The following is a 22,174-nucleotide window of genomic DNA, read 5'->3' on the forward strand; positions in this document are numbered from 1 at the left end:
CCCGCATATCGTCAATGGGTGATGTACGGGACGAGCCGCGGCTGGCCCATCGATCATACGGAGCGGTACATGCGGGGAATTGGATGTGTCGCGATGTGCGTGCTGCTGGCGCTGCTCGCGGGCTGCGCGACGATGAGCCGGGACCAGTGCATGGCGGGCAACTGGGAGCGGGCCGGTTACCAGGACGGTGCCGCCGGTCATGCGCCCTCGCGCCTGGCCGACCACGAAGCGGCGTGCATGGCCCACGGCATCAGCGTGGACGCGCGCCTGTACCTGGCGGCGCGGGAACGCGGGCTGGAGGAATACTGCACGCCCTACCGCGGCTTCGAGGCCGGAAGCAACGGCCGCAGCTATGCCGGCGTCTGTCCGGCCTGGGCCGAAGCGGACTTCCTCGCCGGCTATGCCGATGGCCGCGTGGTCCACGATGCCCGGCAGTACGTCGAACGGGCGCGCTCGGAGATCTCGACGCAGGAACACAGGATCCGCCAGCTGCGCAAGGCCACCGACAGGACGCGCGAGCGGATCGGTCGTGACGGGATCTCCGCCGAGGATCGCAAGGAGCTGGAACGGGAGCTGCGCCGGCTGCGCGACGACACGCGGCGTGCCGAGGATGAACTCGGGCATGCGCACCGCCGCCACGGCCTGGCCGAGCGTGAACTGGACCAGGTCATGCGCAGGCTGCCGTCGATGTATGGCGGTGGGGGCTGGTAGCAGTCCGCCCATGGGTGGTGCCACGACCCTGTGTTAATGTTGGTTGCTTCGGGGTGGTGACTGTTCAAAGGGAGAGGGGACATGTCCAAACTGCTTGAACTGATGAGGAACCTTGGCAGCGATGCCGCGCTGGCCGCGGACTATGCAAAGGACCCCGGTCGGGTGGTCACGCGCGCCGGCCTGTCCGATGAAGAGTGCAAGGCGATGCTGGACTGCGACTATGCGGCGGTGCAGCGGCTGACCGGCCTGGAGGCCGGGCAATTCGCCACCAACCACATCATCAAATCGTACGAAAAGTAGTCGAGCCCACCTGGTCGATCGTCCGTGCATGTACCGGCTGATCTTCATCGCGTTCCTGTGGCTGGCCTTGAGCGCGCCGGCCTTTTCCGATGTGCTCGAGACCGAAGTCGCGGAGATCGAGCGGCTGGCGGTCACCGCCCACTGGCAGCAGTCCAACGCGCGCATCGAGGGCCTTGCCCCGCGAATTGACGAACTCACCCCGGATCAGCGCCAGCGCCTGGACTTCGTCCGCCTGCGCAACCTCGGGCTGGCAGGCGACCAGGCGTCCGCGATCGCGGGACTGGCCGAGCTGCTGCAGCAGCAGCTGGCGCCGCGATTGCGCATGCGCGTCTATGTCACGGCCATCAGCATGGCGGCGAACGTCGAGGACTGGCCGCGGGCATTCGCCTGGTTGGGCGAGGGGCTGTCGGCCCTGCCCGAGGCGCCCGGCGAGGCGGCCGGCCTGCTGGGCGTCGCCAGCTACCTGCACACCCTGGTCGGTGAAACCGGCAAGGCGCGCGAGTTGGCGCTGCGCGCGCTGGAACTCGTCGAAACCGGGACCGACGCCCGCGCGCTGTGCCTGGCCCTGGCCGACATGGCCCTGGCCGAAGACCACGCGCACAATTTCCGCGAAGCCGAAACCTGGCGGCGTCGCCAGATCGACGCCTGCACCCGCGCCGGCGAGCCTGTGTTCGTGGCCAATGGCAAGTATGGCGTGGGCAAGATGCTGGCTGGCCAGGGCCGCCACGATGAAGCACTGGACTGGGCGCGCGAGGCGCTGGCGGAGTTCCAGGCAGCGGGCTTTGCCGCCGGTGCATGGAGCGCCAGGCTCGTGGTGGCGGAAAGCCTGATCGAGTCCGACCGCGGGCTCGACGAGGCAGGTTCGCTGCTCGAGGACGCTCTTGATTATTATCAGACGCAGGAGTCCCACTTCGCGATCGCCGAGACCGAGGGCCTGCTGGCCCGGCTGGCGGAACGGCGCGGTGAGCTCACCGAGGCACTTGCCCACTTCAGGACTGCGATGGGGGCCTCGGAAGCCGCGGAGCGCGACGGTCGCGAGCGCCGGCTGGCCTACCTGCAGGTGGAGTTCGATACCCGCCTGAAGGAGCATCAGATCGCCCTGCTCGAAGCCGGCAGGGAGCTTGCGGCGGTACAGGTCACCGCGACCAAGCGCACGCAGCTGCTGCTTGCCGTGGGCGTGGCCGGGTTGCTGGTCACGGCCATCCTGCTGTGGGGCCTGCTGCGCCGCTCCGCCCGCGAGCGCCGACGCTACCGCTGGCAGTCGGAGCACGACAGCCTCACCCGGCTGTACAACTATCAGCAGATCCGCAGGCTCGGCGAGGCGGCGTTCGCGTCCGCCCGCAGCGCAAGGCGGCCATTCACGGCGATCGTCGCCGACATCGACAGGTTCAAGCAGGTCAACGACAGCCACGGCCACGCGGCCGGTGACGAGGCGCTGCGTTCACTGGGTTCATGGATCAGCGAGGTGGTCGGCGGGCAGGGCATCGCCGGACGCAGTGGCGGCGACGAGTTCACCGTCCTGCTCGACGCCGACGCGAACGAAGCCGAAGCGCTGCTGCAGCGCCTGGGCGAGCGCATCGAGCCGATCACGGTGTTCGGCCAGACCTTTCGCTTCAAGCTCAGCTCGGGCATCTGCCAGGACGACGGCTCCATCGATACGCTGGAGCAGCTGATCCACCAGGCCGACCAGGCGCTCTACCGCGCCAAGCACGATGGCCGCGACCGGGTGGTGCGCAGGGACATGGCCACGTCGTCCACGTCCGGCCTGGTCGTGGTCGGCAGCGGCATCGAGTTCGGGCGCCACGTCAGCGAACGCTGCCTGTCGGAGATCCGCGAAGCACAGGTGGTGTTCTGCCTGACCGATCCCTTCGCGCTGGCGATGATCTCCAGCTTCCGCCCGGACGCCATCAACCTGGGAGCGCACTACCTGCCGGGCAGGGACCGGCGCGAGATCTACCGCGAGATCGACGCTGCGATCATGGCCGAGGTGCGCGCCGGCAAGCAGGTGTGCGCGGTGTTCTATGGCCACCCCGGCGTGTTTGCCGACGTGCCGCACGCGGTGATCCGCAAGGCGCGCGCGGAGGGCATCCCGGCGCGCATGGAGCCGGGTGTGTCCGCCGAGGCCTGCCTGTACGCCGACCTCGGCATCGACCCCGGCCAACGCGGCGTGCAGTCACTGGAGGCGACCCACTTCCTGGTCTACGACCGCCGGCCCGACACCGCAGGCCTGGTGCTGCTGTGGCAGGTGGCGCTGTCCGGTGACCTCAGCTGCACGCGCCTGCATGCGGAGCCCGAGGGGCTGCAGGCGCTGGTCGACAGGCTGCTGCGCTGGTACCCCGCCGATCACGAGGTGGTGCTGTACGAAGCGGCCCGGCTGCCGATCGAACAGCCGCGGATCGAGCGGCTGCGCCTGGCCGACCTGCCGGGGGCGCGTTACGAGGAGTACACCACCCTGGTCATCCCGCCGCTGGGCGAGCTGCGAGACGTCCAGGGTGCGGACTGCGAAGACCACATCGTGGCCGCGGTCGCCGGCAGCGGGCCGCGGGCCTAGCTCACCTCGACCTGCGCTGGCCCCGCGCGGGTTTCCCCGATGATCGCGGCCTCGTCGAAGCCGCCGGCATGGAAGGCGTCCAGGACCTGGTGCAGCGCCTGCGGCGCGCATGACACCAGCAGGCCACCGGAGGTCTGCGGGTCGGTGAGCAGGTCGCGGGCGGCCTTGTCGATGCGGTCGCCCTGCTTCACGCCGTCGCCGTAGGCCGTCCAGTTGCGGCCGGACGCGCCGGTGACCACGCCGTCGGCGGCCAGTGCCTGCACGCCCGGCAGCCAGGGCAGGTCGTCGTAGCGCAGGCGCACGGTCAGCCCGGCGCCGCGCGCGAGTTCCAGCGCGTGGCCAAGCAGGCCGAAGCCGGTGACGTCGGTCATCGCGTGCACGCCGGGCAGGGCGGCCAGCGCGATGCCGGGACGGTTGAGTCGCGTGGTGGTCTCGATCATGGCCCTGTAGCCGGCGTCGTCGAGCACGCCGCGCTTGAGCGCCGCCGACAGCACGCCGACGCCCAGCGGCTTGCCCAGCACCAGCAGGTCGCCGGGACGCGCGTCGCTGTTGCGGCGGATGCGGTCGGGATGCGCGATGCCCATCGCCGCAAGGCCGTAGATCGGTTCGACCGAATCGATGCTGTGGCCGCCGGCCACCGGGATGCCTGCGTCCGCGCACGCATCCTCGCCGCCGCGCAGGATGTCCGCGATCACCGCGTGTGGCAGCACGTTGATCGGCATGCCGACGATGGCCAGCGCCATGACCGGCGTGCCGCCCATGGCGTAGACGTCCGAGAGCGCGTTGGTGGCGGCGATGCGGCCGAAGTCGTAGGGGTCGTCGACGATCGGCATGAAGAAGTCGGTGGTGGCGATCAGCGCCTGGCCGTCGTTGAGCCTGTAGACGGCGGCGTCGTCGGCGGTGTCCTTGCCGACCATCAGCTGTGGCCAGACGGGCGCCGGCGCCGCGCGCCTGAGCAGGTCGGCCAGCACGCCCGGCGCGATCTTGCAGCCGCAGCCGCCACCGTGGGAGAGCGAGGTGAGGCGTGGCGCGGTGCCGGCGGACATGGGTGCGTCTGGATCTGCAGGCATGGCGTGCTCTCTGGCGTCGGTCATCCGCGCCGGGCGCGGGGAGTGGCGGAAGGCAACAGGAGTCGAACCTGCCTGGGAGCGGCTGACGCCCCCAACCGGGTTTGAAGCCCGGCCGCGCCACCGGGCGCGCTTGCCTTCCACGTGAGTTGTCGTGTCGCGGCGCCTCAGGCGTCGTGGCCTCCGACTGAGGGCGCATTGTCGGCGATGGCGCCTTCCCTTGCACGGCCTTCGGGATCCACCCGCAATGACTGCAGCCAAGCGCTGTCCTCGCGCACGACGTGGCCGTCGCGCACGCGTCGGGTGAGACCGGTACGGTCGAGGAATTCGAGGAGCTGGATCGCGCGCTTGCGGCCGAGGCCGCTGGCGTCGCGGAAGCGGGCGGCTTCGATGCTGCCATCGCGCCTGGCGATGCCACAGGCAAGCGTGGCCAGCTCGCGCATGCGGTCACGGTGGTAGAACAGGTCCCGCACCGCCTGGTAGGCCTCGCCCTGCAGTGCGAGCGTGCGCAGCAGGCGGCGCACGCGCTCTTCCGGTACGTCCTCGATGCGGGCGAGGTCGCGCACCCACGGCGGGTCGAAGCCGCCTTCGGCGAGTCGCGCCAGCAGGCGGCCGGCGAGGGCGGTGTCGGCCGGGTCCAGGGTGATGCTGTGGCCGGGCAGGTGCAGCCAGGGGCCGTTGCGGCGTACGCGACCGGCAGTCGTGAGCTCGTCGAGCAGCGCGTGCCACAGCGCGGCGGGCGCCGTGGGCAGGGCGATGCGACGCAGGCGCGCTGCATCGGGACCGGGTTCGTCGGGACTGTCACGGTGGAAGTCGGCAAGCGCCTGGCCGATGCGGGCCTGCAGCGCCTGCAGGTGTCCATCGGCGATGGCGACGCGCGCGGCGAGCCTTGGCGAGAGCCAGTGCGCACCGTGGGGCAGCCGCAAGCGTTCGGGCGGGATGCCGGTCATGCGCACCAGGGCAGCTTCGTCCACGCCGTGCGGGGCCTGGTCCAGCACGGCGGCCAGGCCATCGCCATCAAGCATCGCCGCGATGCCGTCCAGCCAGGCCAGGCGCTGCGGCGAGCGCCGGCGTCGGGCAGGCGCGTCGGGGTCGAGCACCCGTCCGCCGCCGATGGTGCGGCTGGCCTGGGCGTCGCGCACGATGAACCGGTCGCCGGGCGTCGCGCACAGCGCTTCGTCAAACACCAGCTGCACGCGGCCGCTGCCGCCGGGCGTGATCTCGCCGATCGACAGCGGCACGGCGTGCGCCAGCCTGCGCGCCGTGCCCAGGTGGACGTGCAGCGGCGCCCAGTTGCCGACCGCGCCGCCGGCGTCGGCAAGAAGGCGCAGTTCGACGTCGATGTTGCGGGTGGGCAGGAAGGCGCGCGCATCGGCGATCCAGTCGCCGCGGTCGATCGCGCCCTTGTCGATGCCGGCGAGGTTGAGCGCGCAGCGCTGGCCGGCGTGGCCGTCGGCGCTGGCCTGGTTCTGGGCGTGGATGGCGCGCACGCGCACGGGTCGGCCGGCGGGCGCAAGCACCAGGTTGGCGCTGTCATCGCCTGCGCTGGTGCGGCCGCCGAACACGGTGCCGGTCACGACGGTGCCGTGGCCGGGGAGGGTGAAGGCGCGATCCACGGCCAGTCGGAACAGCCCGCCGGCGTCGCGGCTGCGATGGTTCGCCGCGCACTGCTGCAGGTGGGTACGCAGCGCGTCGACGCCGGGATCGTTGCCGCTGGTGGCGTTGACCGCGAACACCGGTGCATCGGCCAGCGGTCCGCCCTGCAGCAGTGCCCGGAGCTGCGCGCGCACCTCATCCAGCCGCGCGCCGTCGGCGCGGTCGGCCTTGGTCAGCGCAACGGCGCCGCGGGTCACGCCCAACAGCCCGAGGATCGCCAGGTGCTCGCGGGTCTGCGGCATCACGCCGTCGTCGGCGGCCACCACCAGCAGGCCGAAGTCGATGCCCGACGCGCCCGCAGCCATCGTGTGCACCAGCTTCTCGTGGCCGGGCACGTCGATGAAGCCGAGCACGCCGCCGTCGGGCAGGGGCGTATAGGCATAACCGAGTTCGATGGAGATCCCGCGCGCCTTCTCTTCCTTCAGCCGGTCGGTCTCCACGCCGGTGAGCGCACGCACGAGGCTGGTCTTGCCGTGGTCGATGTGGCCGGCGGTGCCGACGATCACGCGCGCAGTTCCTCCAGCTGGGCGGCGAAAGCCGCTTCGTCGTGTTCTTCCAGACAGCGCAGGTCCAGCCACAGGGCATCGTCGGAGACACGCCCGATAACCGGCCGCGACAGCTCCCTCAGCGCCTTCGCGAGGGACCCGAGCGCGCGCCCGCGGCGGCCCTTGCCCATGAACCGCAGCGACAGTCCCCAGCTCGGCAAGGCTTCGACCGGCATCGCGCCGCTGCCGATCTGGCTGTGCATGGGGGCGGCCGCAACGCTCCAGGTTTCGCCCAGTGCATCCTGCAGCGGCGGCGACAGCCGCGCCGCCTGCGCCTGCATCGCCGCCTGCGGCCGAAGCATCAGGCGCAGCGTGGTCAGGCGCTCGGGCAGGAATTCAGGGCTGCGATACAGCGCCAGCACCGGCTCCAGCGCGGCCAGGGTCAGCTTGCCCACGCGGAGAGCGCGCTTGAGCGGGTTCCTGCGGATCTTCGCGATCAAATCGGCGCGGCCGACCAGCAGCCCGGCCTGCGGACCGCCAAGCAGCTTGTCGCCGCTGAAGGTGACCAGGTCGGCGCCGGCCGCCAGCGTCTCGCGCACCGTAGGCTCGTGCGGCAGGCCCCAGCGGGCGGGGTCGACCAGGCTGCCGCTGCCCAGGTCCACGCCCAGGGGCAGGCCGTGTCCGCGCGCGATCGCGGCGGCTTCGGCGGTGGCCACGCTGCGGGTGAAGCCCGAGATCGCGTAGTTGCTGCAGTGGACCTTCATCAGCATCGCCGTGCGCGGGCCGATGGCGTCGGCGTAGTCGGCGGGATGGGTGCGGTTGGTGGTGCCGACTTCGACCAGGCGCGCGCCGGCGCGCTTCATGATGTCGGGAATGCGGAAGGCGCCGCCGATCTCGACAAGCTCGCCGCGCGAGACGACGACGTCGCGGCGGTTGGCCAGCGAGTTCAGCATCAGCAGCACCGCGGCGGCGTTGTTGTTGACCACGGTGGCGGCTTCGGCGCCGGTCAGTTCGCACAGCAGGCCTTCGACCAGCGCGTCGCGGTCGCCGCGGCCGCCGCGCTCGAGGTCGAACTCGAGCGCCACCGGCGCGGTGAGCGCGCGCACCACCGAGGCCACGGCCTCGTCCGGCAGCAGCGCGCGGCCGAGGTTGGTGTGCAGCACGGTGCCGGTGAGGTTGAATACGGTGCGCAGGCGCGGCTGCGAATCACGCTGCAGCGCCTGCGCGAGGTCCGCGGCCAGCGCCTCGGGTTCCAGCGCGTGCCGCGGCAGCGTCCCGGCCAGCGCCGTCTCGCGCAAGGCATCAAGCCGGGTGCGCAGCACGGCGGTCACGCGGCCCGGTCCGTGCCGTGCCAGCAGCTCCCGCAGCCCTGCGTCCTTCAGCAGCCGGTCGAGCGAGGGGATTTCGCTCGCCGATGCCGCTGCGCCGTCATCGCCAGCCGCGTGCATCGCTCAGTCCCCGGTGTCCTGCCACAGCAGCGGGTTGCCGCTGCGGCGGGCGTAGCCTTCTTCGCCCATCAGCATGTCCAGCGCCAGGCTGCCAAGGTCGTCTGCCACCGGCTCCACGTACAGGTCCTTGTTCTGGTGGAAGATCTTGCGGTAGCTCTTGCAGGCGTCGCAGGACTCGGCCCTGATCGCCTCCGGGCCATCCTCGATGAAGTGGTAGGCGATGCCCTTGGTGCTGGTGCAGTGGGAGCACTTCACCCGCTCAAGGTGCCATTCGCAGCTGCACAGCGGGCAGCACAGGTAGCGGTAGCCGTCGTGGGCGCCGCCGACGCGGATCACGCTGGCCACCGGTGGCGTGCCGCAACAGGGGCAAAGGCCGAAGCTGCCGACGGGCAGCTGCGACTCCTCGAATCCGACCGCCATCGCCGTCCAGTACACCTGCAGCGCAGCCATGACGAAGGGCGCAGGCGCCACGTCCGCGCCTTCGACGCGGCCGGCAAGGAGCGCATCGGCCATCTCCTCGACCCGCTGCGGGGTGGACTCGAGCGTGCGGCGCAGGGCGGTGCAGGCTTCGACGGCCTGCGCGGGCGTATCGGCATGGCCGCCGACGTCATCCAGCAGCAGCGCCAGCAGCACGCGCCACTCGGCGCCGCGCGCCAGGCTGGTGGCCGGCAGCGGTGGCATGTCGTGCGTTTTCGCCAATGCGACCGCGTCCGGATCGGGCGCCGGCGGCGTGAAGCCCTTCAGCGCGCGGTGCTGGGCTTCCGCCAGGCTTGCCATCAGCCGGAGGTAGTCGCCGACCGCACTGGTTTCGGCCAGGCTGCGCAGGCGCGCGGCGCGATCGGAGAAGAAGCCCGCGCGCTGCGGCATGCGCATGCGGGGAATGCGGGTGTGGTCGAGGTTTTCAATCTCGCCTCGCGGCAGGATGCGCGGCACGGTGCCTCCATGGGCAGCAATAAAAGGACGGCGCGCCAGGGGCGCGCCGGTGACTCCCCGAAGGGGCAGGTTAGGTCATTGCCGTCGGCGAGGGCAAAGCCGCGGTCGCGCCGCGGCCGGCGTTACTTGCCGTCGGTGTCGCGGTCCAGTTCGCGCAGCCATCCGCGGTGGTGTTTCCACGCCCAGCCGCGGGTGACGGGCCCTTGCAGCATCGCGCGCATCGAGCCCTTGACCCACAGGCCGGCGTACGCGTGGAAGATGATCATGCAGATGATCACCGTGGCCAGGATGGCGTGCAGCACCGACGCGAAACGGACGAAGCCGATCGGGAAGGCGGGTGCGAACCAGGGCTGCCACATCACCACGCCCGTGGCCAGCAGCCCGAGCATGCAGGCCACCAGGGCCCAGAACAGCAGCTTCTGCCCGGCGTTGTAGCGTCCCACCTCCGGCAGCCGGTCCTCGCGTCCGGCGGCCACGTCGTCGATCTGGCGCAGCCATTGCCGGTCGCGCGCCTCGATCCGGTTGGAGCCCCACATGCGCGCGGCGAACAGGAAGAACACCACGAACATGAACACGCCGATGAAGGGATGCAGGATGCGTGTCCACGGGCCGCCACCGAACAGCGCCGACAGCCAGCTCATCGCCGGATGGTAGAGCGCCAGCCCCGACAGCCCGGCGAGCACGAAGCTGATCGCCACCAGCCAGTGGTTGGTGCGCTCGTTGGCGCTGTAGCGGAGGATCTCGCGGGGTGGCCGATGCTCAGTCATGGCGATGCTCCTCTGCGCGGCTGCCCGCGGGCGGACCCTCGGCCAGCGATGCTTCCGCCTCGCGCTCCTCGTCTTCGCTGACCACGTTGCGGCCGACGCGGACGTAGTGGAAGAACCCGGCCACGGCGGTCAGCGCCATCGCGGCCAGGCCCAGGGGCTTTGCCGCACCCTTCCACAGCGCCACCATCGGGCTGATCCTCGGGTCCTCGGGCAGGCCGCTGTACAGCCCCGGCCTGTCGGCGTGGTGCAGCACGTACATGACGTGGGTGCCGCCCACCCCGGCCGGGTCGTACAGCCCGGCATTCTCGAAGCCGCGCGACTTCAGGTCGGTGATGCGAAGCTCGGCGTGCTCGATCATCCGCTCCTTGGTGCCGAACTCGATCGCGCCGGTCGGGCAGACCTTGGCGCAGGCCGGCGCCTGGCCGACCGCGACGCGGTCGGAGCACAGCGTGCACTTGTAGGCCTTGTTGTCCTTCTTCGAGATCCGCGGCACGTCGAACGGGCAGCCGGTGACGCAGTAGCCGCAGCCGATGCAGTTCTCCTCGTGGAAATCCACGATGCCGTTGGTGTACTGCACGATCGCACCGGGGGACGGGCAGGCCTTCAGGCAGCCCGGGTCCTCGCAGTGCATGCAGCCGTCCTTGCGGATCAGCCACTCCAGGCCGCCGTCCTCGTTCTCGTGCTCGGCGAAGCGCATCACCGTCCACGAGTGCGGGGTCAGGTCGGCCGGGTTGTCGTACACGCCGACGTTGTCACCGACCTCGTCGCGCAGGTCGTTCCACTCCATGCACGCCACCTGGCAGGCCTTGCAGCCGATGCACTTGCTGGCGTCGATCAGCTTGGCGACCCCGCCCGTGACCGGTTCACGGATGACCGGCGGCTGGGTGGTGGTGGCGGAAACGCGTTTGATGTCGAGCGATTGCAGGGCCATTGCGCGTCTCCTATGCCTTTTCCACGTTCACGAGGAACGACTTGAACTCGGGTGTGTTCGAGTTGCCGTCGCCGACCGAGGGCGTGAGCGTGTTGGCCAGGTAGCCCGGCTTGGCCAGGCCCACGAAGCCCCAGTGGATCGGGATGCCGACGTGGTGCACGGTCTTGCCGTCGACCTTCAGCGCGCGGATGCGCTTGGTCACCACCGCCACGGCCTCGATGTGGCCGCGCTTGGACGAGACCCGCACCCGGTCGCCGTTGCCGACGCCGATCTCGTGCGCCAGGCCTTCGCCGATCTCCACGAACTGCTCCGGCTGCAGGATCGCATTGAGCTTCGCGTGCTTGGTCCAGTAGTGGAAGTGCTCGGTGAGCCGGTAGGTGGTCCCCACGTACGGGTAGTCCGCCACCGTGCCCATCGTCGCCCGGTCGCTGTCGAACAGGCGCGCGGCCGGGTTGCTGGTGGCCTGCTGCGAGTCCGGGTAGACCGGGTTGTAGCCCAGCGGCGTTTCGAACGGCTCGTAGTGGGTCGGGAACGGGCCTTCTGCCATCGCGCCGCGTGCGAAGAAGCGGGCCACGCCTTCGGGGTTCATGATGAAGGGCCCCATGCCGTCGGCCGGGTCCTCGTCGCCCTTGTAGTCGGGCACGTCGGCACCGCCCCAGCGCTCGCCGTCCCAGTACACCAGGGGCCGCTTCGGGTCGAAGGGGTTTCCGGCCGTGTCCGCGGAGGCGCGGTTGTACAGGATGCGGCGGTTGGCCGGCCACGCCCAGGCCCAGTTGAGGGTCTGGCCGATGCCGGTCGGGTCGCTGTTGTCGCGACGCGCCATCATGTTGCCGTCCTGGGTCCAGGCACCGGCATAGATCCAGCAGCCGCTGGCGGTGCTGCCGTCGTCGCGCAGCTCGCCGAAGCCGGACAGCTGCTCGCCCGCGCGGCGGGTGATGCGCGAGGGGTCGTTTGCCGCCCGCAGGTCGTCGAGCGCGCGGCCGTTGTACTCCATCGCCAGCTCGGTCGCGCTGGGATGCCGGGGCCGGGCGTAGTCCCAGGTCAGGTTGAGGATCGGGTCGGGGAAGGCGCCGCCCTCGGTTTCATACAGCTCGCGCAGCCGCATGTGGATCAGGGCCATGATCTCGATGTCGCTCTTGGCCTGGCCCGGCGGTTCGGCGCCCTTCCAGTGCCACTGCAGCCAGCGTCCCGAGTTCACCAGCGCGCCTTCCTCCTCGGCGAAGCAGGTCGTGGGCAGGCGGATGACCTCGGTCTGGATGGCGGCGCTGTCGACGTCGTTGTGCTTGCCGTAGTTCTTCCAGAACTCGGAGGTCTCGGTCACCAGCGGATCCATGACGACCATGTACTTCAGCTTCGCCAGTGACGAGTTCATCTTCGCCTTGTTGGGCGCGGCCGCGAGCGGGTTGAAGCCCTGGCAGATGTAGCCGTTGACCTTGCCGGCATCCATCAGCTCATAGGTCTGCAGCATGTCGTAGGGACGGTCGAGCTTGGGCAGGTAGTCGAAGGCCCAGTCGTTTTCGGCGGTCGCGGCATCGCCCCACCAGGTCTTCATCAGGCTGACGTGGAACCTGGAGTAGTGCTGCCAGTAGCTGAGCTGGTTGGGTCGCAGTGCGTGCTGGGTGCGCGCCTGGATATAGCCCTGGTAATCCTGCTCGCCCTCGTTGGGCAGGGTCAGGTAGCCCGGCAGCAGGTTGGTCATCAGGCCCAGGTCGGTCAGGCCCTGGATGTTGGAATGCCCGCGCAATGCGTTCATGCCGCCGCCGGCGATGCCGATGTTGCCCAGCAGCAGCTGCAGCATGGCGCCGGTGCGGATGATCTGCGAGCCGATGGAGTGCTGCGTCCAGCCCAGCGCATACAGGATGGTGCCGGCGCGGTCGGGGGTGGCGGTGGTCGCCAGCATCTCGACCACGGTCAGGAACTCTTCCTTGGTGGTGCCGCAGACGCGCTCGACCATCTCCGGCGTGTAGCGCTCGTAGTGCTTCTTCAGCAGCTGGTAGACGCAGCGCGGGTGCTGCATCGTCGGGTCGGTGGCGACGAAGCCGTCGGCGCCGCGCTCGTAGTCCCAGCTGGACTTGTCGTAGGTCCGCGTTTCCGGGTTGTAGCCCGAGTACGTGCCTTCGTCGAACGCGAAGTCCTCGCGCACTATGAAGCTCATGTCCGTGTAGTTGCGGACGTACTCGTGCTGGATGCGGTCGTTGTCGATCAGCCACTTGATCGCCGCGCCCAGGAACACGATGTCGGTGCCGGTGCGGATCGGGGCGTAATAGTCCGCGACCGATGCCGAGCGGTTGAAGCGCGGATCGACCACGATCAGCTTGGCGGCGTTGTGCGCCTTGGCTTCAGTGACCCACTTGAACCCGCAGGGATGGGCCTCGGCTGCGTTGCCGCCCATGATCAGTACAACGTCCGCGTTCTTGATGTCGACCCAATGGTTCGTCATCGCTCCACGGCCAAACGTCGGGGCAAGACCTGCCACCGTCGGGCCGTGTCAAACGCGGGCTTGATTGTCGAATGGAAGGATGCCGAGGCTGCGGATCACCTTGTGGGTGATGTAGCCGACTTCGTTGGGGCTGGCCGAGGCCGCGAGCATGCCGGTGGTGAGCCAGCGGTTGACCGTCTTGCCGTCTTCGGTGGTGGTGACGAAGTTGGCGTCGCGGTCGTCCTTCATCAGCCGGGCGACGCGGTCGATGGCGTCATCCCAGGACACCGCCTCCCATTTGTCCGAGCCGGGCGCGCGGTATTCCGGCTGCTTGAGCCGGTTGGGGCTGTTGACGAAGTCGAGCAGGCCGGCGCCCTTGGGGCAGAGCGTGCCGCGGTTGACCGGATGGTCCTGGTCGCCCTCGATGTGGACGATGCTTGAGGCGGCGTTCTTCGCGCCATCGCCCAGACCGTACATGAGGATGCCGCAGGCGACTGAACAGTAGGGACAGGTGTTCCTGGTCTCGGTCATGCGCGCCAGTTTGAACTGGCGCACCTCGGCCATTGCCGGTGCCGGACTGGCGCCGAGCAGCGCCAGGCTTGAGCCGGCGAGCCCGGTGCCCGAGACCTTGAGGAACTGCCGTCGATTCATGCTGACCATGAAGCGATCCTCGAGTTGAAGTGGCTGGACAGTCCGGTGGCGTCTGCCTGTTGTCACCCGCGTGTGCGTGGCGGCGTCGGATCGCGGACCTATCTTGCTGGAATGCCACGCCCTGCCTGGCGCGTGGAACGCCAGAACGCAGGATAGACTTCGCCGGTGAATAGGTAAACCACACGGGTGAAGCGACCTGGACTGCAGGACAGCAGGCCGTCCGGGCGTGACCAACGGAACGGGAATGGGACAATGACGGGCAGCAGGGCAGTGGCATTGGAGGCGGTTCGCGCATCGGAAGCCACCGGGCGGGTGGCGCTGCCCGCGGCCGCGGGTGGCAGGAAGGTGTCCCGATGATCCAGATGCTGCGCGCGGGCCTGGTCCTGTCGCTGATCGTCCTCAACACCCTGCTGCATGCGCTGCCGCTGCTGCTGGTGGCAGTGTTCAAGGCGCTGTTGCCCATCGATCGCGTGCGGCGCGGCTGCAACCGGATCCTTGCCGTCCTGGCGGAAAGCTGGATCGGTGCCAACTCCGCGATGATCGACCGCTTCACCGGTACCCGCGTCCATCTGCAGCTGCAGGGCGATGCGGCGCTGCATGCCGACGGCCACTACCTGGTGCTCGCCAACCACCAGAGCTGGGTGGACATCGTGGTGTTGCAGAAGGTGTTCAACCGGCGCATCCCGCTGCTGAGGTTCTTCCTCAAGCGGCAGCTGTTCTGGGTGCCGGTGCTGGGCCTGGCGTGGTGGGCCCTGGATTTCCCGTTCATGGGCCGCTATACGCGGCGTGAGATCGCGAAGAATCCCGAGCTTGGCAGGCGCGACATGGAAGCCACGCGGCGCGCCTGCGACAAGTTCCTGGCGATGCCGGTGGCAGTGATGAACTTCGTCGAAGGCACGCGCTTCACGCTGGAGAAGCATGCCGCGCAGTCATCGCCCTACGAGCACCTGCTCAAGCCGAAGTCCGGGGGCGTCGCATTCGTGATCGATGCGATGGGGGATGCGCTGCATGCGCTGCTCGACGTCACCATCGCCTATCCCGCCGGACGCCCGACCATGGTCGACCTGATGGCGGGGCGGATCCCCGAAGTGCGCGTACTGGTGCGGCAGCGGCCGATCCCGACCGGGGTGATGGGAGGGCGCTACCAGGATGATCGCGCCGTCCGCGCCCGCTTCCAGCAGTGGATGAACGGGCTATGGCAGGACAAGGATGCCGACATGCAGCGCCTGCTTGAGCCCGACGGGCGCAGCTGAGGCGGTCTTATTCGCCCGGCGGCGGTTCAGGCTCGGCGACGGCCTTGGCGGCTTCGCGCTCGGCGCGCTTTTTGGCGTCCTTCTCGTCCTGCTTCTTCTTTTTCGCGAGCTCGCGCTGGCGCTTTTCAAATGAATAATTGGGCTTGGCCATGGGTCACCGGTCAGTTATGGAAGCCCCAGTGTACCGCCCCGGGTCAGAACATCTGCAGCGGGATCCCGCGCGCGTTGCGGTCGGCGTAGTCTTCACGCACCGCGCGGCAGTAGGGGCCGCCCATCGGAAAGCGGCGGCAGACGTCCGGGCGCGACGCGTAGATCGAGCAGCCGCCGCCGGCCGGATCGACCGCGACGCACCAGCCGAACTCGTCTCGCGCCATGACGTGGAGCCCGGCGGCGGTGTAGTCGGTGAGGTGTTCGGCGACCCTGTCATCCGGCTGCAGCACGACCGTCATTCGACAGCAGACGGCGTCGCAGGAGGCGCAGTCGATCGCCTCGAGCGCGGGTTCAGGCGTCCCGGTCGGGATACTGGAGGGCATGATTCGCACGCTCTGGGAACTCCAGCTTAGCGTGCGCCGCATGAACAGCCGCGCCGCGCACGCCCCGGCAGGCGACATCGCCGGCCGATACCGGGCCTGCGGCCGCGCTCAGGCCAGGTGCCGGTGGAACCAGGCCAGGGTGCGCTCCCAGGCCAGCCGGGCTGCGGCCTCGTCATAGCGCGGCGTGGAATCGTTGTGGAAGCCGTGGCCGGTGCCGGCGTAGAAGTGCGCCTCGTAGGTCGTGCCGGCGGCCTGCAGCGCGGCCTCATAGGCGGGCCAGGTGGCGTTGACGTTGGCATCCTCCTCGGCGAAGTGCATCAGCAGCGGTGCCTTGATGCGCGGGACGTCCCCGGGGCTGGCCTGGCGGCCGTAGAAGGGCACCGCCGCGGCGAGCTCCGGCCAGGCCACCGCTGCGGCGTGCGAGACGCCGCCGCCGTAGCAGAATCCGGTGATGCCGATTTTTTGCGTCGTGCGTGCGTCGCCCAGCAGGAACTCGATGGCGGCGAAGAAGTCGTTCATGAGCTTCTCCGGGTCGACCGTTCGCTGCAGCTCGCGACCGCGTTCGTCGTTGCCGGGGTATCCGCCCACGGAGCTCAGGCCATCGGGTGCGAGGGCGGCGTATCCGGCCTTGGCCACGCGCCGCGCGACATCCTCGATATAGGGGTTGAGCCCGCGGTTCTCGTGCACGACCACGACGCCGGGGACGGGAACCCCGGTCCTGGCGGGCCTCACCAGGTATGCGCGCACCTCGCCATGCCCCTTGGGCGAGGGGTAGCTGATGTATTCGGCGACGATGTCGGGATCGGTGAACTGCACCTGCTGCGCCAGCGCGTAGTTTGGGCTGAGCGCGGCGAGGATGCCCACCGCGGTCATGCTGCCGATGGCGAGCGTGCCGGCGCGGTCGAGGAACTGCCGGCGGCTGATGCGGCCGTGCACGTAGCCGTCGTAGAGCTCGAGCAGCTCGGGGGAGAAATCCTTGGCGGTCAGGCGTGTCATTGGCGGTTTCCCGAAGAGGAAGGCGGCGTGCCACCACCATACTCCGCAATCCGGGCCTGCTTGACCCGCATCAAGGAAGGCGGCCCGGCCGGCCGACATCATGGTCCGGCCGGGCCTGCCGGCACTGTCCAAAGGAGACCGCCATGCAGTTCGACCTGTCCGCAGGAACGTTCGACGCCACCACGCTCACCGCCGCACTTCGACCGATCGATCCGGACGCGAAGATCACCATCGACATCGCCAGCGGGCGCCTGGACGTGGTGTCGGTCGCAAGCCGGGAACAGATCCTGGAGGCCCTGGACAAGGCCGGCTGCCAGGCGGAACCGGCGGTGCACGAACTCCACGTCAGCGGCGGCAGCACCTGCTGCGGCGGGTGCAGCTGAGCACAGGGTCTACAATCGCGCCTTCCCTGAAATGGCGCGCACATGGCCCCCAATGCCACGATCTACCGGCTCGACCTCCAGGTCAGCGACATGGACCGGCACTATTACGCCGGCCACGCGCTGACGCTTGCCCAGCATCCTTCGGAAACGCCGGTGCGGCTGATGGCGCGCGTGATCGCGTTTGCCCTGAACGCGCACGAGAAGCTGGAGTTCGGCCGCGGCCTCAGCAACGAGGAAGAGCCCGACCTGTGGCGGCGCGACTATACCGGTGACATCGAGCACTGGATCGACCTTGGCCAGCCCGATGAAAGCCGCATCCGCAAAGCCTGCGGCCGCGCCCGGGAGGTCACCGTGGTGAACTATGCCGGTGGCGCCGCCGAGGTCTGGTGGAGCAAGGTCGGGAGCACCCTGTCGCGCCTGAAGAACCTGGCCGTGGTGGACCTGGATGCCGCTGCGGTGGAGGCGTCGGCCGATCTTCTGGAGCGCAGCATGAGCCTGACGGCGATGATCGAGGACGGCGAGCTGCAGCTGCTCGGCAGTCGGGGCACTGTAGCGATCAGGCCGCGCTGGCGGATGGGGCGGCCGGACGCCTGAACGCCCGGGCGCCGGTTGCTCACGTGCGAAGGACGCCGGGTCTGGAATGATCGGTGCTGGCCATCTGGAGCCTGCACCATGTCCGACAATCCACTCACCGGCGAAGTATCCAACAGCAAGCTCGCGGCGGTCTTCAGCACCGGTGTCGCGGCCCGTGATGCGGCGGCGGCGCTGATCGCCGAGACCGGCATGCAGCCGTCGCAGGTCAAGCTGATCGAGCCCGACGAGCCGGACGCCAACATCAAGCTCGAGCCGGAAGGCCGCGGCATCTGGCGAACGATTCTGGTGGCGCACCTGCGCCTGGGCATTGCCGGCGCGGTCGCGGGTGCGCTCGCGTTCGGCATCATGATGTGGATGGGCGTCCCCTTCGTGGCCCGCTCGCCGGTGGCAGCCGGCCTGGTGACCACCGCCTTTGGCGCGGTTGGCGGACTGCTGCTGGGCGGCCTGGTGTCGATCCGGCCCGATCACGACCGCTATATCCAGGCCACCCACGATGCCATGGATGCGCGACGCACCACGGTGGTCGTGCACGCCCTGTCCCGGGAAGAGCATGCGCGCGCCGGGGAATTCCTCGCAGGCCGCGGCGCCGAGGTGACAACCACGCTGTAAGCGCAGGCGTGGTCGAGCCCTGCGTGCGATGGAACAGCGTGATCCCTCCGTCGTGCCTCCAGCGCGGTGGATTTGAAGCATAGTGGCCCGACGCGTTTTACGAGGGTTCGATAGCGGCCGGCGACCTGATCCCGGCGCCTGCGACCCGTGCTCTGCGCCGATGCCTGACGGAGTCACCGATTGCCAGGCCACGGCGGTGGAGGGCGTGCCGAGCGGGGCGCCGTGCGCTGATCGCCATCGCAGCCAACAAGAGAACCAACAGGCTTCCAGGAGGAAGGAATCATGAAAAAACGTCAGCTCGGCCGCTCCGGCATTGAAATCGCGCCGCTGGTCTTCGGCGGCAACGTCTTTGGCTGGACCGCCGACGAGGCCCGCTCGTTCGCGCTGCTCGACCGTTTCGTCGAACAGGGCTTCAACGCCATCGACACCGCCGACGTCTACTCGGCCTGGGGGCCGGGTCTGTCCGGCGGCGAATCCGAAACCGTCATCGGCAAATGGCTGGCCCGCCGCGGTCGCCGCGACGACGTGGTGCTGATGACCAAGGTCGGCAAATGGGAGCCGCGCAAGGGGCTGTCGGCGGACAACATCGCCGCGGCCGTGGACGATTCGCTCAAGCGGCTCGGTACCGATTACCTCGACGTCTATTTCGCCCACTTCGATGACCGGGACGTACCGCTGGAGGAAACCGTGGGTGCGTTCGCGAAGCTGGTCGAGGCCGGCAAGGTGCGCGCGCTGGGCGCATCCAACTACGACGCCGGCCGCCTGCGCGAGGCGCTGGCGATCTCCGGGGCGCAGGGCCTGCCGCGCTACGAGGTGATGCAGCCGCTCTACAACCTCTCCGACCGCGCTGCGTTCGAATCGGACCTGGCCGCCGTCGCCGACGAATACCAGCTGGGCGTGGTGAGCTATTTCTCCCTGGCCAGCGGCTTCCTGAGCGGCAAGTACAAGCGAGTCGAGGACCTGCAGGGCAAGGCGCGTGCGGGCTTCCTGGAGGGCTATTTCGACGATCGCGGCCTGAAGCTGCTGGACGTGCTGCGCAAGGTCGCCGCCGATGTCCGCGCCACGCCGGCGCAGGTCGCGCTTGCGTGGCTGATGGCGCAGCCGGCGGTTACTGCGCCGATCGCCAGCGCCACCAGCGTGGAGCAGCTCGACGAACTGGCCGCGGCCGCCGGTCTTACGCTTCCGCCAGCGGCGCTCAAGGAGCTGGACGCCGCCGGCCGCTGACGCGAACAGTCGTCACCGGCCACTCCGGGTCACGCATCCTGGCGCAGCCGCTGGCACCATGTCGTCATCACCATGCCGCCAGCGGAATCCGGACCGGCTGTCATTACAGCGGCCGATACTGTCCAGCCAGCCAAGGAGCAACACGTGAGCAAAGACACCAAAGAGCGCTATGGCACCGTGTCCCGGGTGCTGCACTGGACGATGGCCGTCCTGATCCTGTGGCAGGCACTCAAGCTGTTCGACCGCATCGACGATGGCGAACACTGGGTCGGGCAAACGCTGGTGCCATGGCATATCTCGATCGGCACGCTGCTGCTTCTGCTGGTGCTGCTGCGGATGGTGTGGACGGCGCGCAACTTCGGCAGCCGTCCCGAAGCGCCGCCTCCGCCGCTGCTCGGCTTCGTGGCCAAGGCCGGGCACGTGCTGCTTTACGCGGCGATGCTGCTGATGCCGCTCACCGGGATCAGCCTGATGATCGGCAACGGCTATGGACTGACCGCGTTCGGCATCGAGTTCGCGGCGCGCGGCGAGGAGATTCCGTGGCTCGCCACCATCGGCACCCTGCATCCGCCGATCGCCTGGCTGCTGCTGCTCATGATCGTCGGCCATGGCGGCATGGCCCTGGTGCATCACTTCGTCAAGAAGGACGGCGTCCTGCGGCGCATGCTCTGACGCCTTGCACCCCGGGCCGTCGTGACGGCCCGGGGCTGCGGCAGGCGTATTTCAGGCGCCGGAATCGAAGACCGGTTCGAAGCCCGCCCACATCATCCGCATGCCGTCGAAGGGCATCTCGGGCATCCCGTCTGCTGCCGCCATCTCCGCCTCCATGGCCTTGGCCGCCGCGTCACAGGTCGCCTGGTCCGGCCAGGCGATCCAGCTGAACACCGGCACCTCGCCCTCGACCGCCTTGGCAGCGCGATAGAAGTCGGTGCGCTTGCCGTGCGGGACGTCTTCGCCCCAGGCCTCGACCATGCCCAGCGCGCCGCCCTTGGCGAACATCTCCCAGCCCTGCTTCGCCATGTCGATGTACGCGGCCCTGTTTGCCGCCGGCACCGCCAGCACGAAGCCCTGGTACCAGCCAGCGCCGGCCGGCTCACCCGGCTCGAACACGGGCGCGAAGCCGCCGTAAACCATGCGACTGCCGTCGAAGGGCATTTCGCCCGTCTGCTGCATCGCCTCGTCCGCTTCCATCTTCTGCCACGCGGAATCGCAGGTCGCGCGGTCGGGCCAGGCGATCCACGAGAACACGATGCTCTCGTCGTCCTTCGCCTCCACTGCGCGATGGAAGTCGGTGACCTTGCCCCTGGGCACGTCGACGCCCCAGGTTTCAATCATGCGGGTGGCGCCGTACTTCCGGAATACGGGCCACGTTGCCGTGGCGTGGTCGATGTAGTCCTGCCTGCGGGCAGTTGGAACGGCTGCGATCAAACCGGTGTAGTACATGGGCACCTCCATGGGTCGCAGGGCAGGCGGCGCCCGCCCTTTGGAGGTTCGAACATACGCCTGGTGGCATCGCCATGTGGTCGATCGCGCGGCCGTCCGTCGGCGCCGGCAACGCGCCGGGCGCGACGCCCGGCGCGAATGCGCGTGCCTCAGTTGACGCTGATCGTGCCCTTCATCAGCGCGGCATGGCCGGGGAAGCTGCAGAAGAACTGGTAGGGCCCGCCGTCCTTGATCCTGGAGACGTCGAAGGTGACCGACGTGCTTTCACCGCCGCCGATCATTTCAGTCGCGGCGATGACGCGGTCGTCGCCCGCCTTCAGGTAGCCGGCTGAAGCGCCGGCCGAGATCCCGTCGGCCGCGACGCCCGCCATGTCCGAGGATGCGGTCACGACTACGTTGTGGCCCATCGCGGCCTCGGGCAGCTGGCCGGTATGGGTGAGGTTGATTGTGAACTCGCTGCAGGTCGACGGCACGCTGATCGACGACAGGTTGAACTTCATCATGTCGTTGCCTTCGATGGCGACTGCGCAGCCGGAACCGGCAGCCGCGGCACCGGCATCGGCGGTAGCGTCGGTGGCGCTGTCAGCGGGGGTCGAGACGTTTCCGGTCTCCGCACCCTGGCCGTCACCGCCGTTTCCGGCCGAATCGCCCGGGTCGCCGGCGCCAGCCATCGAGCCGTCCGCCGGCACCTGGCCCCATGGTGCTTCGGGTACCGAGGCCGGATCGACCTTCGCGTCTTCGTCGGCGGAAGCCGCTGGCGCCGGGGTCGTGGTCGGGGTGCTGGCGGCGGTGTCCCGTGATTGCGGAGACTCGCCGCCGCAGGCGGACAGGGCCAGGGCACAGGCGGCCGCGAGCAGGGAAGCGTGAAGTTTCATCGTGCACCTCGTTGTGTGGGATCTGGTCAATGATGGACCGCTGTGTCCTTCAGCGTGCGTGAAGGCGGGTCGGCGAGGCCGGGTCGACGGGACGCCCTTTCGCATCCACCACCAGGCGCATCCGCCTGCCTTCGTGGTAGAAGCTGGCGCGGTACAGGCCGGCGTCCTCGCCGGTTCCGCGCTCGCAGAGCACGCGGATCCTGCGGGTCGACATCAGCTCACGGAAGCGCTCCACGCCCAGGCCAAGACCTTGCGCCACCATGGCGCCGTCGACTTCGATGTCCGGCTGCTCGGCAAGCTGAAGGGATATGGCATCGCCCATGGTGTCCTCCATGCGTCGGGAAT

General features: G+C 69.2%; 22 protein-coding genes and 1 tRNA gene. 9 read left to right on the plus strand and 14 right to left on the minus strand.

Annotated elements, in window-relative coordinates; all coding sequences use genetic code 11:
* Positions 1-69 precede the first annotated feature (69 nt).
* The 3 genes from WCD84_RS03570 to WCD84_RS03580 all read left to right on the plus strand — a co-directional run bounded on the left by WCD84_RS03570 (position 70) and on the right by WCD84_RS03580 (position 3,562).
* Positions 70-711: a DUF2799 domain-containing protein gene (locus WCD84_RS03570; protein WP_343280467.1), complete on the plus strand. Its 642-nt coding sequence runs from the start codon at positions 70-72 to the stop codon at positions 709-711.
* An 81-nt stretch (positions 712-792) separates the two neighbouring features.
* Positions 793-1,011, plus strand: a complete 219-nt coding sequence (locus tag WCD84_RS03575) for a hypothetical protein (protein ID WP_343254173.1) — start codon at positions 793-795, stop codon at positions 1,009-1,011.
* A gap of 28 nt (positions 1,012-1,039) precedes the next feature.
* A complete protein-coding gene (locus tag WCD84_RS03580) occupies positions 1,040-3,562 on the plus strand; it encodes a diguanylate cyclase (protein ID WP_343280468.1) in 2,523 nt (840 codons plus the stop codon).
* Here WCD84_RS03580 and selD read toward each other — a convergent pair.
* From selD to fdnG, 8 genes are all read right to left on the minus strand, one after another.
* Positions 3,559-4,632 carry a selenide, water dikinase SelD gene (selD, locus tag WCD84_RS03585; RefSeq protein ID WP_343254175.1) on the minus strand — a complete coding sequence of 358 codons (1,074 nt, stop codon included), beginning with the start codon at positions 4,630-4,632 and terminating at the stop codon, positions 3,559-3,561. The genes WCD84_RS03580 and selD overlap by 4 nt on opposite strands.
* A gap of 43 nt (positions 4,633-4,675) precedes the next feature.
* Positions 4,676-4,771 (minus strand) — tRNA-Sec (locus WCD84_RS03590).
* Between the two features lie 25 nt (positions 4,772-4,796).
* Complete coding sequence (gene selB / locus WCD84_RS03595; RefSeq protein ID WP_343280469.1) at positions 4,797-6,791, minus strand: selenocysteine-specific translation elongation factor; 1,995 nt, start codon at positions 6,789-6,791, stop codon at positions 4,797-4,799.
* Positions 6,788-8,218 carry an L-seryl-tRNA(Sec) selenium transferase gene (selA, locus tag WCD84_RS03600; RefSeq protein WP_343280470.1) on the minus strand — a complete coding sequence of 477 codons (1,431 nt, stop codon included), beginning with the start codon at positions 8,216-8,218 and terminating at the stop codon, positions 6,788-6,790. Before selA ends, selB begins: the two co-directional genes overlap by 4 nt.
* A gap of 3 nt (positions 8,219-8,221) precedes the next feature.
* The gene (gene fdhE, locus WCD84_RS03605) at positions 8,222-9,151 is read right to left on the minus strand and encodes a formate dehydrogenase accessory protein FdhE (RefSeq protein WP_343280471.1); all 930 of its coding nucleotides are present in this window, start codon (positions 9,149-9,151) and stop codon (positions 8,222-8,224) included.
* A gap of 122 nt (positions 9,152-9,273) precedes the next feature.
* Positions 9,274-9,918, minus strand: coding sequence for a formate dehydrogenase subunit gamma (locus WCD84_RS03610; RefSeq protein ID WP_343254179.1), 645 nt, complete (start codon positions 9,916-9,918; stop codon positions 9,274-9,276).
* Positions 9,911-10,849 carry a formate dehydrogenase subunit beta gene (gene fdxH / locus WCD84_RS03615; protein WP_343254180.1) on the minus strand — a complete coding sequence of 313 codons (939 nt, stop codon included), beginning with the start codon at positions 10,847-10,849 and terminating at the stop codon, positions 9,911-9,913. Before fdxH ends, WCD84_RS03610 begins: the two co-directional genes overlap by 8 nt.
* 10 nt (positions 10,850-10,859) lie before the next feature.
* Complete coding sequence (gene fdnG / locus WCD84_RS03620) at positions 10,860-13,928, minus strand: formate dehydrogenase-N subunit alpha (RefSeq protein WP_343280472.1); 3,069 nt, start codon at positions 13,926-13,928, stop codon at positions 10,860-10,862.
* 344 nt (positions 13,929-14,272) lie between these two features.
* Between fdnG and WCD84_RS03625 the strand changes: the two genes are divergently transcribed.
* Positions 14,273-15,172: an acyltransferase gene (locus tag WCD84_RS03625; RefSeq protein WP_343280473.1), complete on the plus strand. Its 900-nt coding sequence runs from the start codon at positions 14,273-14,275 to the stop codon at positions 15,170-15,172.
* Positions 15,173-15,179: 7 nt separating this feature from the next.
* Here the strand turns inward: WCD84_RS03625 and WCD84_RS03630 are convergent, their stop codons facing one another.
* The 3 genes from WCD84_RS03630 to yghX all read right to left on the minus strand — a co-directional run bounded on the left by WCD84_RS03630 (position 15,180) and on the right by yghX (position 16,701).
* Entirely contained in the window at positions 15,180-15,323 is a 144-nt protein-coding gene (locus WCD84_RS03630; protein WP_343280474.1) for a hypothetical protein, read from the minus strand.
* A 43-nt stretch (positions 15,324-15,366) separates the two neighbouring features.
* A complete protein-coding gene (locus WCD84_RS03635; RefSeq protein ID WP_343280475.1) occupies positions 15,367-15,705 on the minus strand; it encodes a YkgJ family cysteine cluster protein in 339 nt (112 codons plus the stop codon).
* 108 nt (positions 15,706-15,813) lie between these two features.
* The gene (yghX, locus tag WCD84_RS03640; RefSeq protein ID WP_343254185.1) at positions 15,814-16,701 is read right to left on the minus strand and encodes a YghX family hydrolase; all 888 of its coding nucleotides are present in this window, start codon (positions 16,699-16,701) and stop codon (positions 15,814-15,816) included.
* 143 nt (positions 16,702-16,844) lie between these two features.
* Between yghX and WCD84_RS03645 the strand changes: the two genes are divergently transcribed.
* The 5 genes from WCD84_RS03645 (at position 16,845) to WCD84_RS03665 (ending at position 20,183) form a co-directional block, all read left to right on the plus strand.
* A complete protein-coding gene (locus WCD84_RS03645; RefSeq protein WP_343254186.1) occupies positions 16,845-17,084 on the plus strand; it encodes a hypothetical protein in 240 nt (79 codons plus the stop codon).
* A 42-nt stretch (positions 17,085-17,126) separates the two neighbouring features.
* Positions 17,127-17,678 carry a YaeQ family protein gene (locus WCD84_RS03650; protein ID WP_343280476.1) on the plus strand — a complete coding sequence of 184 codons (552 nt, stop codon included), beginning with the start codon at positions 17,127-17,129 and terminating at the stop codon, positions 17,676-17,678.
* A 78-nt stretch (positions 17,679-17,756) separates the two neighbouring features.
* Positions 17,757-18,287: a hypothetical protein gene (locus WCD84_RS03655; protein ID WP_343280477.1), complete on the plus strand. Its 531-nt coding sequence runs from the start codon at positions 17,757-17,759 to the stop codon at positions 18,285-18,287.
* Positions 18,288-18,566: 279 nt separating this feature from the next.
* Positions 18,567-19,511, plus strand: coding sequence for an aldo/keto reductase (locus WCD84_RS03660; RefSeq protein WP_343280512.1), 945 nt, complete (start codon positions 18,567-18,569; stop codon positions 19,509-19,511).
* A gap of 144 nt (positions 19,512-19,655) precedes the next feature.
* A complete protein-coding gene (locus WCD84_RS03665) occupies positions 19,656-20,183 on the plus strand; it encodes a cytochrome b (protein WP_343254191.1) in 528 nt (175 codons plus the stop codon).
* Between the two features lie 51 nt (positions 20,184-20,234).
* Here WCD84_RS03665 and WCD84_RS03670 read toward each other — a convergent pair whose 3' ends face one another.
* The 3 genes from WCD84_RS03670 to WCD84_RS03680 form a co-directional block, all read right to left on the minus strand.
* Positions 20,235-20,954, minus strand: coding sequence for a DUF1428 domain-containing protein (locus WCD84_RS03670; RefSeq protein ID WP_343280478.1), 720 nt, complete (start codon positions 20,952-20,954; stop codon positions 20,235-20,237).
* Between the two features lie 149 nt (positions 20,955-21,103).
* Positions 21,104-21,829, minus strand: coding sequence for an azurin (gene azu, locus WCD84_RS03675; RefSeq protein WP_343278402.1), 726 nt, complete (start codon positions 21,827-21,829; stop codon positions 21,104-21,106).
* Between the two features lie 49 nt (positions 21,830-21,878).
* Positions 21,879-22,151, minus strand: a complete 273-nt coding sequence (locus tag WCD84_RS03680; RefSeq protein ID WP_343278401.1) for a DUF6522 family protein — start codon at positions 22,149-22,151, stop codon at positions 21,879-21,881.
* Positions 22,152-22,174 lie beyond the last annotated feature (23 nt).

This window comes from Luteimonas changyuni, from assembly GCF_039548395.1.
In the GTDB taxonomy this organism is placed as follows: Bacteria; Pseudomonadota; Gammaproteobacteria; order Xanthomonadales; family Xanthomonadaceae; genus Luteimonas.